This is a genomic window from Okeania sp. (assembly GCF_035285525.1).
Taxonomy (GTDB): domain Bacteria; phylum Cyanobacteriota; class Cyanobacteriia; order Cyanobacteriales; family Microcoleaceae; genus Trichodesmium.
This window is the reverse complement of the sequence record NZ_JAYKGW010000250.1, coordinates 1-15,541: the sequence shown is the minus strand read 5'-3', so window position 1 is coordinate 15,541 and position 15,541 is coordinate 1. Positions and strand designations below refer to the sequence as shown.

The 15,541-nt window shown below is 36.3% G+C and carries 15 protein-coding genes; 6 read left to right on the top strand and 9 right to left on the bottom strand.

Translation table 11 applies throughout. The features are described from left to right. The 3 genes from dndC to VKJ25_RS23660 all read right to left on the bottom strand — a co-directional run. Window positions 1-748 (bottom strand): DNA phosphorothioation system sulfurtransferase DndC (dndC, locus tag VKJ25_RS23670; protein ID WP_324239112.1); only part of this gene is annotated, 748 nt, incomplete at its 3' end. A 44-nt stretch (window positions 749-792) separates the two neighbouring features. Further along, window positions 793-1,368, bottom strand: a complete 576-nt coding sequence (locus tag VKJ25_RS23665; RefSeq protein WP_324239111.1) for an HNH endonuclease — start codon at window positions 1,366-1,368, stop codon at window positions 793-795. A gap of 28 nt (window positions 1,369-1,396) precedes the next feature. Then, complete coding sequence (locus VKJ25_RS23660; protein WP_324239110.1) at window positions 1,397-1,777, bottom strand: phosphorothioated DNA-binding restriction endonuclease family protein; 381 nt, start codon at window positions 1,775-1,777, stop codon at window positions 1,397-1,399. A gap of 659 nt (window positions 1,778-2,436) precedes the next feature. On the opposite strand from VKJ25_RS23660, the gene VKJ25_RS23655 reads away from it, so the two are divergent. Further along, window positions 2,437-4,044, top strand: a complete 1,608-nt coding sequence (locus tag VKJ25_RS23655; protein WP_324239109.1) for a DGQHR domain-containing protein — start codon at window positions 2,437-2,439, stop codon at window positions 4,042-4,044. 491 nt (window positions 4,045-4,535) lie between these two features. Further along, complete coding sequence (locus VKJ25_RS23650; protein WP_324239108.1) at window positions 4,536-5,426, top strand: GlcNAc-transferase family protein; 891 nt, start codon at window positions 4,536-4,538, stop codon at window positions 5,424-5,426. A gap of 919 nt (window positions 5,427-6,345) precedes the next feature. Here the strand turns inward: VKJ25_RS23650 and VKJ25_RS23645 are convergent. After that, on the bottom strand, window positions 6,346-6,543 hold the full coding sequence (locus tag VKJ25_RS23645) for a hypothetical protein (RefSeq protein WP_324239107.1): 198 nt from the start codon (window positions 6,541-6,543) through the stop codon (window positions 6,346-6,348). Window positions 6,544-6,899: 356 nt separating this feature from the next. Between VKJ25_RS23645 and VKJ25_RS23640 the strand changes: the two genes are divergently transcribed. Both VKJ25_RS23640 and VKJ25_RS23635 read left to right on the top strand, forming a co-directional pair. After that, window positions 6,900-7,610, top strand: coding sequence for a class I SAM-dependent methyltransferase (locus tag VKJ25_RS23640; protein ID WP_324239106.1), 711 nt, complete (start codon window positions 6,900-6,902; stop codon window positions 7,608-7,610). A gap of 500 nt (window positions 7,611-8,110) precedes the next feature. Further along, complete coding sequence (locus VKJ25_RS23635) at window positions 8,111-8,287, top strand: hypothetical protein (protein WP_324239105.1); 177 nt, start codon at window positions 8,111-8,113, stop codon at window positions 8,285-8,287. A 92-nt stretch (window positions 8,288-8,379) separates the two neighbouring features. On the opposite strand, the gene VKJ25_RS23630 is transcribed toward VKJ25_RS23635, so the two are convergent. The 4 genes from VKJ25_RS23630 to VKJ25_RS23615 all read right to left on the bottom strand — a co-directional run bounded on the left by VKJ25_RS23630 (window position 8,380) and on the right by VKJ25_RS23615 (window position 12,491). Beyond that, window positions 8,380-9,375, bottom strand: a complete 996-nt coding sequence (locus VKJ25_RS23630) for a S1 family peptidase (RefSeq protein ID WP_324239104.1) — start codon at window positions 9,373-9,375, stop codon at window positions 8,380-8,382. Between the two features lie 14 nt (window positions 9,376-9,389). Continuing rightward, complete coding sequence (locus VKJ25_RS23625) at window positions 9,390-10,235, bottom strand: S1 family peptidase (protein ID WP_324239103.1); 846 nt, start codon at window positions 10,233-10,235, stop codon at window positions 9,390-9,392. A gap of 290 nt (window positions 10,236-10,525) precedes the next feature. Next, window positions 10,526-11,548, bottom strand: coding sequence for a COP23 domain-containing protein (locus tag VKJ25_RS23620; RefSeq protein ID WP_324239102.1), 1,023 nt, complete (start codon window positions 11,546-11,548; stop codon window positions 10,526-10,528). Window positions 11,549-11,774: 226 nt separating this feature from the next. Continuing rightward, entirely contained in the window at window positions 11,775-12,491 is a 717-nt protein-coding gene (locus tag VKJ25_RS23615; protein WP_324239101.1) for a hypothetical protein, read from the bottom strand. Window positions 12,492-13,313: 822 nt separating this feature from the next. On the opposite strand from VKJ25_RS23615, the gene VKJ25_RS23610 reads away from it, so the two are divergent. Together VKJ25_RS23610 and VKJ25_RS23605 are read left to right on the top strand one after the other, a co-directional pair. Then, a complete protein-coding gene (locus VKJ25_RS23610) occupies window positions 13,314-14,954 on the top strand; it encodes an iron uptake porin (RefSeq protein WP_324239100.1) in 1,641 nt (546 codons plus the stop codon). 16 nt (window positions 14,955-14,970) lie between these two features. Further along, the gene (locus tag VKJ25_RS23605; protein ID WP_324239099.1) at window positions 14,971-15,369 is read left to right on the top strand and encodes a hypothetical protein; all 399 of its coding nucleotides are present in this window, start codon (window positions 14,971-14,973) and stop codon (window positions 15,367-15,369) included. On the opposite strand, the gene VKJ25_RS23600 is transcribed toward VKJ25_RS23605, so the two are convergent. After that, on the bottom strand, window positions 15,359-15,541 hold a 183-nt coding region (locus tag VKJ25_RS23600), incomplete at its 5' end, for a hypothetical protein (protein WP_324239098.1). The two genes, VKJ25_RS23605 and VKJ25_RS23600, sit on opposite strands and share 11 nt — an antisense overlap.

Sequence of the window (15,541 nt, the reverse complement as noted above, 5' to 3'; positions counted from 1 at the left end):
CTAACGGACATTCATTATCTTCCGTTGCACCTCGATACATTGCTAGTAAATCTTGATTACTATTTCCCCAAGGATTTTCCCACTGCATTAAATATAGCCAAACTTCATCAGTTCGCCAGTCTTCAATAGGGGTATAAAGTAAAGAATTAATTAGACTAGGATGAGGACTCAAATGGTTTCGAGTTCTCCCAATTTCTCGTTTATTCATTATTGCTGCACGGTTAGAACTTTCGGCTTTACGAGTTCCTAAAACAACTATTGTTTCTCCATTATTTCTGACAACATTACGAATAAAAAGATTAGAAGGATCGATTTTTAAACGGGTAGTACACCAGCGAAATCTATGGCGTGGGGCTGGGTATCCTTTACCAAGTAGTCCTACCCAGTATGTTTGTTTAACTTCTGGTCGTAATAAATGACATTCTATGGGTAGTTTCTGATTTTTTGCAGCTTCTTCCATTAACTTTAAAGAGTTAGTTACCCAAGCCGAAACGATAGGATTTTCTACTAATGTATCTGTAGTAATAACGTGAATAGTTTTAGCTCGTTTTTTTTCGGGAAGTCCGGCTATAGCATTCCATATTAGTTGCAATGTTGCAGTGCTATCTTTACCGCCTGAATATCCAATAACCCAGGGAATAGAATCTAAACAATATAGTTCTTGAATTTCTGTAGTTAACTTTTTTATGTCTTCTACTAATTCGGCAGCGGTTCTGTTTGGAAATAAAGATTGTTGTATACCTTTCATATTTATAAATATCCTCAAATATTAGTCAAATTTATTTTCTATGATTATGATATAAATACATTATTGTGATGCCATTTTAAGGCTTCTATTCTAGGAAAAAATTTTTTTTCTCCAGGCAACCAAAGTCGATTACCATCAAATTCTTTCATTGGTTTAGAATTTGGTGATTCTTCTTGAAAGTTATTGGAAACGATAATTTTATAATCATCATCATCAGAGATTGTAAATAAACCTTTATCGAATGCCCAATGATGATTTTTACAAAGTGATATGCCGTTATCTATTCTATTGTCATAAAATTTAGCAAATGGTTTTATATGCGCTCCATCTACAATATTTTGCTCAATTGACATAGTAACTTTGATTCCACAAAAAGCACATTTATAGTTATAGCTATGCACAACTGCTTTACGAAAAACAGCATCTCTTAGTACAGATTTTCTGAAATATAATTTAGGATGTTTTTGTTGTTCTTCTTGCTTATCATTTCCATGAAATTTTTGATTAATTGTAATGAGTTTTTGAGTATCTTTTTGGTTGACTGAGAACCAAGTTGCAATTAGTACATCTGTTAATTCTTTTCTATAATTTTTATCTGCCAGTAGTTCAAATAATTCCACATCAAAGCTGCCATAGTCAACTACTTCTTTAAGTTTCTTTAGTGATTCTGGTCGGTGTTCTTTTGTAATTTTTCTTTACTGGCAAAGTATTAACAAAGTCAGAGTTGAATTTTACATTCCAAAAACCGTCATTCTGCAAATGATAAAAGGGATAGTACAAACCACTTTTATAAGAACCAGAATATAGTATTTTCCAATTTTTATTGAAAGTATTAATCAATTCTTCTGAAACAGTTATCTGATTATTTTGAATTAAACCTTCCGAAATTAAGTCAATTACAGATAAAAGTAAAATAGGTTTGTGTTTGGCAGTACCTAATTTTTTATCTTTATTTGTCTTAAGTTCGCTAAAACGTTGACAGTAGTATGCTAAATTTTTTTCCCTGTTTGATTCTTGATTTTTACTCATTTATAACACTAGGCAAAACATCTATATTTCACTATTTATTTGTCATAAATCAGCAGATTAACTGAATATGTATGCCAGATTTAATCTTAAATAACTACTAAAATTAAATTTACCATAACCATTCTGATTCCTCCTTTTGAAAATTATAAAATTAATTACCTAGCTTCTTTCAGAGGAACTCTGTTAATACAGCTTTGAGTTATTAACAGAAAGGATAAATTATTCTCTAAAGACAATTAAAATTTATGTTTGCCTAGATTCCGCAGGAAAGAAAAAGACTATTAGCTAACTTTAGTAAGTTATTAAGTTTCAAAGCTAAATACTGAATACGAGCGCATTCCCCAGGAAATACTTTGATAGTAAAATTCAATTTACTTCAACTAATAAAGCTTTTTCTCTCAAACTAAAATAAATAGCTGACTGCTAAATGCTTATACTATTGATTGCTCAATATTTATTACTTTGATGCTAAAAAAAGATATCAATATTCATCCCTCATTTTTCATTACTTAGTCTTGACATAATAAATAGTATATGATAAAAAATAACCTACAATTAACAATTATACTAACTAAACAATTTTTAAAAACTTTTGTTAACAAAAATTTATATATTTATTAATTTTCAAAAGTCGTTAAAAATATTTTCCAGAATCAGCCATGAAAAACGCCAATAAAACCACATCAGAAATAGCAAAAGAAATTTTAGAAAATGATAATCGAGAAAGAGAAGCGATCGCCATTCTCTTAAACAAACATATAGGTAAAGACGATAGATTATTAGTACAAAAAACCATGATGGGAAACACAGAAGCTTACATCGGTTCCGTCACATTAGAATGGTTAGATAGTCGTGTACGTTTTGCTTCCCAACTACCATTATTTCGGCAAAAATTTGACATAGAAACCGACAACATAATTCGAGATGGAGAAACAATAGACGAAATTCAACAACGACCTCTAGACTGGTCTCGTCAAACTCCATTAACCCTATATTTAGCAACCAGAAAATCCCATAAATTTCCCGCAGTATTAGCAGTAATCAGCCCTAGTTGGGTAGATAATCCCAAAGCAGAAGAATGGAATAAAAAAGGTGAAGCAAATAAATCCGCAACTGACTTTTTACCATTAGATTCAGAAGGAAAAGTAGGATTATTAGACCTACGTTTAGAAGTAGCAGTATTCGCCTTAGACGGTCAACATCGACTGATGGGAATCCAAGGATTAATGGAACTAATAAAAACTGGTAGATTACCAAGATACAACAAACAAAAGAAACCAGTAGGCGAACCAATTACTATTGATGATTTAACCGAAATTAATCATCTTGAATTACCAGAAATCCAAAAATTAGCATACGAACAAATAGGCATAGAATTTATTCCAGCAGTAGTAAAAGGCGAAACAAGAGAACAAGCGCGACGAAGAGTAAGGTCAGTTTTTGCTCATGTAAATTTAACCGCAGTAAAACTAAGTAAAGGGCAATTAGCATTATTAAATGAGGATGATGGATTTGCTATTGTCGCCAGAAAAATAGCAATTTATCATCCTATTTTAAAAGATAAAGATGATAGAAATCCCAGAGTAAATTGGGATAGTGCAACCGTAGCAGCTAAATCTACCGTTCTAACAACTCTGCAAGCATTACAAGAAATGTCCGAAAGATATTTAAAACTTCATTATCCCTATTGGAAACCCTCAGATAAAGGTTTAATTCCCATGCGTCCTGAAGAAGAAGAATTAGAAAAGGGGGTGAAAGAATTTATGGAATTTTGGAATTATTTAGCTAAATTACCTAGTTATTCAAGATTAGAAAATGGTACTGAAACTCCAGAATTAAGAAGATTTAGTTTTGAGACAAAACCAGGAGAAGGTCATGTTTTATTTCGCCCCGTCGGACAAATTGCTTTTGCGGAAGCTATAGGAAATTTAATATATAAAAAAGGCTTTTCTTTAGAGGAGGTTTTTGATAAATTAAATAAGTATGATGTAGATGGTGGTTTAAGTGGAATAGAATTTCCTGACTCAATTTGGTATGGAGTTTTATATGATTTTAATCGGAAGCGAATGTCCGTAGCTGGTAGAAATTTAGCAATGAGATTATTTATCTATATATTAGGTGGAATTTCTGACAAAATGGAACGAGCAGAAATTCGTCGAGAGTTGGCAGAAGCAAGGCGAGTTGGAGAAGAGCAAGCTGTAGATTTTCAGGGTAAATTTGTGGAATTAAAAAAGGTAGGATTGCCAGAAATTTTGCCTGGAAATTAGGATGAATAATTGATAATTAATAATTAATAATTAGGGCTTGCTGATTAAATTTTAAAGCCTTTACAGATAAATTTTTTAGCATTTTCTAAGTCTAAAAAGTACCATATTTTCAGTCTAGAAAGCACGGTTCCTGAAAAATCAAAAAGCTATTAGGGACGTTGCATAACAAAAATGCGTTTCATGTCGCGCAGCGAAACGTCCCTACTCCTTACCAAAAAATGAGGTATAAAGCCTCCCCGAACCAGAGGATGAAAAAATATTTATAGCAGAAGGCAGAAGGAAAAATCTGGCTTTGTCTAGGTTTTAGGCTTTTGATACGTCCTAACTGCTAAGGCAGTTGCTATAACTCAGTATTTCAAAGTTGGAGGTTCAATGATAACTGATAACTGATAACTGAAACGACTCCCTACTCCCTGCCTTGATAATTTTACGGATGTTTGTGAAGATCAGCAGTATTTGAGAATTTAGATACATTACTCAAGAAATATTTTATGGATAGCATTTTTATTCAAATTGTTGCCTATCGCGATTTAGAGTTAGTGCCTACTGTTAAAGAAGCGATCGCTCATGCTACTCATCCTGAACTTCTCAGTTTTGGTATTTGTTGGCAGTATGGTACAGATGAAGAAATGAACTATATTAATCAACTTAAGGATATAAAAAATTGTCGAATTATTGCGGTTACAGCTTCTCAATCTTGTGGTGTAGGTTGGGCGAGGTCTTTGGTTCAAAAATTATGGCGACAAGAAAGATATACTCTACAGATAGATGCTCATATCAGGTTTTTGCCTGGGTGGGATGTGGAACTCATTAAAATGCTGAAAATCTGCCCCAGTGACAAACCGCTGTTGAGTACCTATCCCCCTGCTTACACACCTCCTAGAAAATTAGTTGGGAAAACACCAAGTCGGTTAGAAGCAAGTAAGTTTGGAACTGCTGGTACTTTAACATTAAAAGGAGTAGGCGATCTGAGTAAATGCAGCACTCCCCAACCAGGAGCTTTTGTTGCTGCTGGATTTATTTTTGCTGAGGGAAAAATTATTGAAGAAGTACCCTACGATCCTGATATTTATTTTACTGGAGAAGAGGTTTTATTTGCTGCCAAAGCTTGGACAAGAGGATGGGATATTTATCATCCTAATTTGAGTGTTTGTTGGCATTTTTATAATACTGGTAAAAAACGGGTTGTACATTGGGAAGATCATAAAGATTGGTGGGTGCAAAATCAGGTGTCTGAGTCTCGTTTTCGTCAGATTTTGGGAATGGAAACTGCAACTAAAGATTTTGGTATTTATGGGTTGGGAAATGTGAGAAGTTTGGTAGAATATGAAGCATTTGCTGGTGTAAGTTTTAAGGAGCGTTGGTTTATTCGTTTTATATAAGTAGTCGTGCAAAATTAATTTCTTAGTTGAAAGAGGGAACAGGGAATAGGGAAGGGAGAGTAGGGAATAGGGAATAGGGAAGGGAGAGTAGGGAATAGAGAAGGGAGAGTAGGGAATAGGGAATAGGGAAGGGAGAGTAGGGAAGGGAGAGTAGGAAGTCCAAAAAATATGTAATTAATAGGACTTGCGCATGAGGTACGAAAAATAGGGGTTTGAGATTGCTTCCCTGCGGTCGTATCGGACGAAAATACCTTGCAGTTGCTTAAGTCCTGATTAATTTTGCTTATACACTTAGAACGCAGAAAATATTAAGCATCAATCCCAAAAACGGTAGTTTTACCTGCAAAGTTTAACCTTTACCAACAATTCTGGTAACAAGGATATCACCATTATTAAGTATGAACAATTAGTTGAGCGATCACTAATTCCCAACCCAAACCTCCTGTTTTCCTACTTTTGAAGGAAGAATTATTCTTTCTACAATAGTTACCGAGATTAAAAGTCTGTTGCGTGACAGTTATTAGTCGCAAAGGTATAAATTTTTCCTACTTTTCCTCTCCCCACACGAACCACACGAACCACCATAAGTTTTTTTCAGCCAACTCAACTCAACTATTAAATGCAATAGGGGTTAACAGTAGTTAACCCCTATAAATTGTGTCTAATTTCATTTTGTGTATCAGTCTTTGTATTAACTGAAAATAATTTTATATTTTTCCAATTTAGGTTCCATAGGTTGATTGACCAAACCTATTTTTATTATGGAACTGTATCAGGAAAGCATCTAAATTTCTACAAATAAACAAGTATTCAATTTTTATCTATCAGGAAGTTAATTATTTTGGCTGTTGTACCTAAACTGGCAGTTGTTTATCTTACAGAAAAAGACCAATAATTTACACTACAAAATTCTCTAAAATCAGCTTAATACTTTTATTCTGCCTCGAAGTACAGAACGTAACAACCTGTCCACAGAACGGCGTTCTTCTTCTGTAATTGATTCATCTAATATAGCAGCCATGAGGCCATAACGATCTGATTGGGTAAGGAGAGAACTGTTGGCTACAGAAGCCATAATCTCATTGATTGCACCAGGGAGTAAATTAACTTGAAGCATGGGACAAATTTTCAACTTTATATTATATTGTGCGTAATTATTCGTATGTTATATTATCATATATAATACCCAATCTGGTGATTAAAAGTACATTTTTTAAGTTTTTTATCGCACTAATTTGGTAAATATTTGTAACAAATGACTAGGCTATTACTAGGAGTCAGGTAGGAAAGGTTACAAATTGGGTACTTACAGTAAGTTAGAAGTCAGAATAAAAGTGTTAATTATTATTATCAAGATTTCCGCAAAACCACTAATATTATATGTGGAAATGTTAAAGTTAGTGGCTTTTCTTAACATAAGTTTTTTTGCTCCACTGAAGTAAAATTAAGACTGAAAAATTAGACAAAAGCATAATGTTGGAAAAACAACCAGAAGCTATTCAAGAAAAAGTAAAGAAGTTAGCAACCGAATCACAAAAAACCAATCCCACTGCATGGTTTGATATTTTGTATTCTGAAGCGGAGGGCGATGCTACAAAAATACCTTGGGCGCGATTAACCACACATCCTTATCTACAAGAATGGTTAGATATTTCTCAACCGCAAGGAAAAGGTCATACCGCTTTAGTCATCGGGTGTGGTTTGGGTGATGATGCAGAAGCTTTAGCAAATTTGGGTTTTCAGGTGACAGCTTTTGATATTTCGACTCAGGCGATCGCCTGGTGTCAAAAAAGATTTCCTGATTCTTCAGTTAATTATTTAGTTGCCGATCTTTTAGAATTAGATTCTGGATGGTATCGTAAATTTGACTTGGTGGTAGAGTCCCGGACTATTCAAGCTTTACCAATAGAGATGCGATCGCAAGTTATCAATTGTATTGCTCCTTTAGTGGCAAATGGTGGTACACTGTTAGTGATTACTCGAATACGGGATTATAATTCTCTACCTGATGGTCCTCCTTGGCCTTTATCAGAAAAAGAACTTGCTGAGTTTATTGAATTAGGACTAGAAGAGATGCGGCGCAATTTCTTCTTATCTGAAGCGGGTGAAAATATAATTAAACAGGTGTGGATTGAATATTGTTTGAATACTCATAAAACTTATAGCAATTTTGGAGGCGCGTGAGGTACAAAATTTTATTTAGTAATTTTATTAACACAATCTTCCAGGATGTTACAGCAAAGGAAGGCTGAACTGCAGTAGGTGTTAAGTGTACCTCACCATCCTCATCCATTGTGAGAAGCATGAACTCTATTGGTAGAGTGTTTTCTACCGTTTCACGGAATAGAATTCATGCATTCAAAATTAATGCCTGATCAGGACTTACGCAACACAACGCATTTCTGTCATGGCGCGACTCGCAGCGCCAGCGACAGCGTTTCGAGTCGCGACATGAATGGGTTGCAGTCCGTCAGGATAGCAATCTCAAATGACCAAAACTCGTCGATTATGCGTAAGTCCTGATTATGATTTTATAGCTCAAAACTTTGATGCTTCAATAACTTCAGCAAATTATTCGACATCTAAAGTTTGAAACTATTTGTAACATTATTTTTTCAAATTGGTCAGGACTTATGCAAAGGTACTATAGATAGTGTGTCGGTGCGTTACGAAGTACGCTTTTCATGTCGCCTCAAGCGCCGAAAACACAACCTAATAATAGCGTTCATGGCTTTAGTCCTGATAAAATCCGGTTTAACTGTCGTTCCTATCGACGACAGGAAACCAGATCGTCAATAGACATCTCCAGAAAAGAGGGAGTCAGGAGTAGGGAGTCGGGAGTCGGGGAAAAGAATAGATGATTTCTGTGCGATAATTGATTTAATTTTTTATTTTTGGAGATGTCTAATCGTCAACCCCTACAAGCTTTGTGAAAACAGTATTAGGAAGATGTCTATTCACAGTCATCTATCAATAAAAAGTCACAACCTCCAGAAGGTTTTCTTCTCGTTCCTGAGTCCACAAATTCGACTGCAAAAGTTTTATAAATATTATCAATTTTATCTGTTTTACTTTCTCCTTTTATGCCATTTTCGACAATTTTCGGATCTACTGGAATAGCAGTATTCAAAGCAGAATTAATCGTTTTTGCGTCATTGTGACTCAGAAAGTGAAATATCTGCATTCCGCAGCTATTATTCTGACTAAACTCAAAATTAACACAATAAACATCACCTCTAGCACGCCCCCTACCATGAATCCCTATTACCTGACCCTCAGAATTAAAGATAGCGCCACCACTCATTCCAGAAGCAGTCCAACTGCTATAAAGAAAACTATATCCACCATTTGATGAAGGAGACTTGGCAACAAAACTAACTTTACCTTCCTCAAATCGACGCTCGCGCTTTGTATCACTTAAATCTTCAGGGTTTGGCCAGCCATTGACATAAATAGGGGAACCTGCTTGTAAATTCTCTGAAATAGCAATGGGAGCGACCTCATATTTTTCTTTACTATTAAACTTAATTAAAACGAGATCAAGTCCGTCAATAGATTCTCCCATACCCTGGGGTTTTCCCAAGGGAATAATATTTGATTTAGTTTTCTCATCATCAATAACATGAACTTCTCGATCTGGAGTTGCTAGAGCAAAGGTTCCACCTCTGGAGTCGGCGACAACGTGCAGTGCAGAAAGAACATAGTAAGTTTCACCCTGACGACCAATAATTACGCCGCTACCATTTTGCCAACCCTTGACTACACTGTAATCTCCGTTGTCAATAGATTTAATTTGTTCCTTCGTTAAACCAGGTCCGTAAATTACAGATACTTGCCAGGCGATCGCATCGACTTGTTCTTTTGTTAAAGCTAATACACTGGGAATAGAAATTCTGAGGACTGTTAAGAAACAGATAACACTTATAGAAAATTGCTTGAATAAAATCATTGTTGGTTTTTTTGTTATTCTTGAACTGGGTTAAATTTTTTGGGAAAAAGAGAACGTTGAATTGTGGTAATAGGAATTCCCCAACTTAAAGTTTGCATTTGCTGGAATAGTTCAACTGATGGTTTTGTACCATCAATGAATGTAAAAGCTCGAATACCAGCTAAAGGATACTTACTTTTACCATTAATACCAACTAGACGACCATCGCGATCGAGAACCGGACCCCCACTCATACCATTTGCCAAGCTATTACTATAGCCTAATTGATATCCACGTTGTAAAGACTTGGGTAGAATCATTCCCACTGTACCTTCTGTAAACCGATAAGCTCTTAAACCCCAATCTCTGGTATTCTCAATATCATTAGGACTGGTTCTATTCCAGCTAGGAAAACCAGTTGCATAAATGATATCATTTACGGATAAATTTTTGGAATTTCCGATTTCTGCAACTCGGTAAATATTACTGGTGGTAAACTGAACTAAAGCTAAATCTAAATCACTATACTCAGTTGGTTGCAACCATTCAGCAGGATGTTCAAGACCATCAGTAGTGATGACAGTATACTGATTTTCCCTACTGTCAATGACAACATGATGATTAGTCAAAACAGTGTATCTGTCTCCTTGTCTGGCAATAATTACACCCGATCCTCCTCCTTGACTGGTTAATATGCGGACGGTAATTTCTCTGGCAATATCTGGGACAGATGGACAAGGCAAAGCTAAGTTTTTGCTAGAGGAAGAAGGAAGAAGGAGGTTATTTTCTTGTACTTTTAACGCTGTAGGTATTTTGATATCTATATTGCCACTGATAGAATTGAAGAAGAATAAAATAGCAGTATAAGTTTGAATAGTCAATTTATAGTACACCAGTTGCAACTAATTTTTGGTAGGGACGCCCTTATGCAAGGTCTCTACAAGATTTTGGTTATAGGGATGTAGTTCATCAAGAAAGAAAAGCGCTGTAAAAAGCCAATTAGATTAGAAGATTAATAATTAACTGCTCTATAAGACCGACAAAGCGTCACAAATAGTGCATAGGGAGGGGGGGGTTACGGTTCCCTAATGCACTATTTTAGATGTCTCGGTCTGCTACTGGACTGTTTCTAATGCACAACTATCTAAGCTAATAGCTAATAGCTACTTAACTAAATAGGTTGTCTTTGAATTTTACCTGTAGCAGAATTAAAGTAATAGCGTTTGCCTGCTTTTAATGGTTCTTTGGTTTCTACACATACCTTACTATTCTCAAACACAATTAAGGAAGTCTTGGTTGGATCGCAAGCAGCAATGTTCAAACCTCCACCTTCTAAAATGGAGCCAGATTTGCCAAAGGAGTTATCTACAGCAGTATTGAATGATACAACTGTTTTACCCTTTTTTTCTTGGATGGGATTACCAGAAATGTTGCCCTCAGCTAGGTTTAAAAATTGAGCTAATGTTTTAGCAGGATCTTCTGCATTTTCTCCGCTGAGAGTTAATAATTGATTCGTAGAGTTACAACCAAGGGGACCCTCGTTAACAACACAAATTACAGGGCTACCTTTAACATAACCTGTTGTTAATAATAGGTTCCCTATGTCGTTACCATTTGCAGAAATAAAGCTTTGTAATTTCTCTGTTACCATGTTGCATCTTTTTTCAGGTGTATATTCGGAGCCATGATTGCGATTCTTCCAACTGATTAAGACTGTTTCGCCTTCAGCTTTCCGCACAACAGTTGCATAATTACCATTTCCCTGGGAAACGCAAGCAACTTTGGCTTGAGTAGTTCCAGTAGCAGCCTTTTGGGTTGGTTGAGCTACAGGTTGATTATTCCGAGTGGGTTGAGATGAACTACTAGCTGGTACTCGTATCACACCTCCATTATTTGGAGCTGACTGAGGTTGAGATGAACTACTAGCTGGTACTCGTATCACACCTCCATTATTTGGAGCTGACTGAGGCTGAGATGAACTACTAACAGGTACTCGTATCACACCTCCATTATTTGGAGTACGCTGAGGTTTCGGTGCAGGATTCTGAGATGGTTTGGCTCCATCTTCTTCAAAATCATCGAAAAGTTCAGAGCTAAAAATACTATTGGCATTAACTTGATTTTGTGTGGCAGTTGTCAAACCAATAGTTGCCAAAATTGTGGCTAAAAATAGAACTATGAATTTGGTTTTCATAAGACGTCTCCTAGTTTTTTTGATTTAGATTAAATTTCAATTTACCTTAACCTAGTCATGTAAAAATAACTGATAAAAAGTATACCTAAAATAAGTTGTAAAATCAAATATAGTTGCCATAAAAAAACTATTTTGTTGTGTTTTTTTTAATGCAACTTCTCAGTCTTTTCACTGATTTAGATTACATAATTTTTACCAAGGTCTATTGCATAATTTTGCATACTTTTTACCAAGGCCGTATTTTCACAATTTGTCCAGTATTTAGATTAAAGTAATAGCGTTTTCCTACCTTTAATGGTCCGATTGGCTGGACACAAATTTTTTCATCTCTAGGAAAAATGATCAGAGCTGAAGTTGCAGAATTACATTCAGTTATTACTAATTTTGCAGCCTCAAGTTTAGCTCTGTTTGAATCATAATTATTGTAAATGTTATATTGGTTAGATTTTTCTGGCTCGGCCTGGCTCAGATATTGATTTTGATTGTTTCTCTGTGCTTTTTCAACTTTGCCAGTTTCTATTTCCGGTTCTCTAACGCCATAGTTTTTATTCTGATAACTCCGTATTTCAGCTAAAACGTCAGCTACTTTTACATTAGTGTCAGACTCTATCTGAGTTACTGTTATTTTTCCATGATTTATCAGCTCTTGGTCACAATTTATATATAGATATTCTTCGAGTTCTCGCTCTCTCAAAGTTACAGTATCTATTGTTCCATAATCCCCATTAATTCCTAAATCATAATCGTAGGGTATGGTTATATTCACACCTCCATTACTAATATTAAATCTATAAGCATCTACAGCACGTTTGAAATTGTCTGTAACTCTTGTACAGAAGGACAGCAAGGTGGCATCAGGTATCCCCTGAGCATAGGCAGGAGTTTTAACTACTAATAATCCTATGGCAACAAGTATAGGAGATAAATAATGTTTGATTTTCATCACCAAAAATTACTACATTACCAATAATTTTGCGGTTCATTCTACCTTGAATAAGTTGGTTAAAGTCAAAAGAGTTAACATTTCTTTATAATCTGGGAATAGGGAATGGGCAATGGGCAATCCAGAGAATATGCAATTACAGCGGTTTTCATGTCGGTAAACCACAGTAGGGAGGTTGCATAACAAAAATGCTTTTCATGTCGCGCAGCGAAACGTCCCTACAGAATTTTGGTTATGGTGATGTTGTGGTTCATCAAGAAAGAAAAGCGCTGTAATTTTACAGTGACTCCTGTTGCCGTGAGGTATACCTGTCGCGGGCAAAATGCCCGCACTACAATAATTTACTATTTAGGCTTGTAGCTCATTTACCCAAAATATACTTTACTTATGCACTTAATTAAAAAGAATCATATAAAAAGTGCATAATTTCTAAAAGCACCATATAGAGGGAATCCAGAGAATAAGTGTTTCCTCCATACCTATTGTTCTGAATCATATAAAAACTGCATAATTTCTAAAAGCACCATATAGAGGGAATGGGCAATAGGTATGGAGGCAATCTAGAGAATAAGTGTTCCCTGTTCCCTATTGTTAAGAATCATATAAAAACTGCATAATTCCTATATCCTAGTGATGGCAATGGTTATGAAATGCTTTGTAGACTGAATTTTTCATCTTAAAAATTACGAACTTTAATTTTTAAATTTAATCTTCACTTTTGACCTAACTCAAGTTATTATCTGTGCAAGATAAAAAAGTATGTGTTTTCTTTATGTGTGAGGTATGTCCGTGAAAATAAAACTCCTACTTTTCAGTTTACTAATGGTGCTACAGAGTACATCAATAGCTGTAGCCAAAGATATTGTTCAAACAACTGAAAAATTAGACCAAGCATCCCCAGAAATAACCCCAAAAAAACCCTTAACCATAGCTCAAACATTTGACTATGAACAGGAAGATGTGCTGATTCGAGAACAAGGTCAAGTAACATCTGTCACCCAGCTTTCAGATGTACAACCTACTGATTGGGCATTTCAAGCATTACAATCTTTAGTAGAACGTTATGGTTGTATCGCTGGATACCCTGATAGCAGTTACCGTGGCAACCGTGCCATGACCCGTTATGAATTTGCTGCTGGTTTAAACGCTTGCTTAGACAGAATTACAGAAATAATTGCTTCCTCTGGCGATCTGGCAACTAGAGAAGACTTAGCAACAATACAAAGACTCCAAGAAGAATTTTCCGCAGAAATGGCTGCTTTGCGGGGTCGAGTCGATGTCCTAGAAGCTAGAACCACAGCACTAGAAGCAAATCAATTTTCTACCACTAGCGTCATGGGTGGAGAAATAATTTTTGGACTGGCCGCAGCAGAAGGAGGAGACCCACCAGGAAATGGAGATGACCAACAGGCAATTTTAGCTTATTTAGCTAGATTGGGCATAGTTTCCTCATTCTCTGGGAAAGACCGTTTGGCTATTGGTATGGTATCTGGTAATTTCGCGAACCGTGGTTTTGCTGGGACAGCAGATAACCCTGGATTAGTAACTGATATGGCCCTGTATTCTTTTCAGACAGATACAGATAATAGGTTTCAATTAGATTTATTGGAGTATCGGACTCCTGTTTTTAACGATCGCGTGGTTCTGACTTTTGCTCCCCAGGGATTTAGTTTGAGTAGTGTATTAACGGCCAACTCTCCATTTTTTGATTCGGGTAGGGGAGCTGTTTCTCGTTTTGGACAAGCTAACCCTTTATTTAAAATTGGTAGTTTGGACGCTGGTGTTGGTTTTGACTGGTTGGCTCTGGATAGAGTGCGACTCCAATTTGCTTATGGTACTAGAAACAGTAGTTGTCCTGGTAGTGGCCAAGGTTGCGATGTCCGGGATCAAGGAGGAGGAATTACAGGTTCTGACCATAGTGCTTTGGGGGTTCAACTTTTAATGAAACCTAGAAGTAATATTCTGACTGGTCTGGCTTATATTAATGCCTATTCTGTGGATGGTAGATTAGATACTTTAACAGGTAGCTTTAATGCTGATGCTTCTGGTTTTATTAATGAACCAACTCAGACAAATGCGGTTAGTGCCACATTCCAATGGCGAGTTAATCGTACAATTAGTTTTGCAGCTTGGGGTGGATACGCATTTACTGATTCTAAGGTGAGTGATGCTTATGCCAATACTTATACTTATACGGTTGCCCTGGGATTTTCCGATCTATTTGGTCGTGAAGGGGACTTATTAGGACTGATTTTTGGTCAACCTTTAAAGTTAGCTGATGGTAGTGGTTTACCCAGTGGTGAGGATGAGGATACTTCTTTACATTTTGAAGCTTTTTATCGGTTTAAGGTGAGCGATAATATTGCTATTACTCCTGGTTTATTTGTTATTACTAATCCCGAACATAATAGCGATAATGATACTATATTTCTGGGAGTTCTTAGAAGTACATTTAGATTCTAAAGAGGAGAAATTAATTATGCAAATTTCAATTAAAACCAACCATTGCTTATGGTTATCAGTTCTCGGCTTGGGTTGTTTCCTAAATTTGGGAAATGCTAATCATGTTTTAGCGGAAACAGTAGAAACAGCAGGAGAAGAAGCGATCGCTCAAACAAATGATGCCAAACCACGTCGTCGTGAGAAACCTACTTTTTATGAACGGGATCAAGACCCTGGTGCTAGAGGTAGTGGGTTTAGCGGAACCTTTGTTATAGATGCTGTAGGAGGTTCAGCTAATCCTTTATCTGGTAGTGGTGGGTCGAGTACAACTGTTGACTCTTTGCAAAAAGCTGAGTTTAATACAGGGGGTTCTGAACGTCCTCCTGTATTTAATCGGACTAATGTGATTATTCCTCCTGGTGTGACTATTCCTTAAGAAATATTAATCCTCCTTGTGGGAGGATGGGGAAGACAAGGGGGATAAGGGGGACAAGGTAGACAAGGAGGACAAGGTAGACAAGGAGGACAAGGTAGACAAGGGGGACAAGGTAGACCAGGTGGAGAAGGAAGCCAAGGAGGTCGAGGAAGGCAAGTGGGTGCTGTAGGGC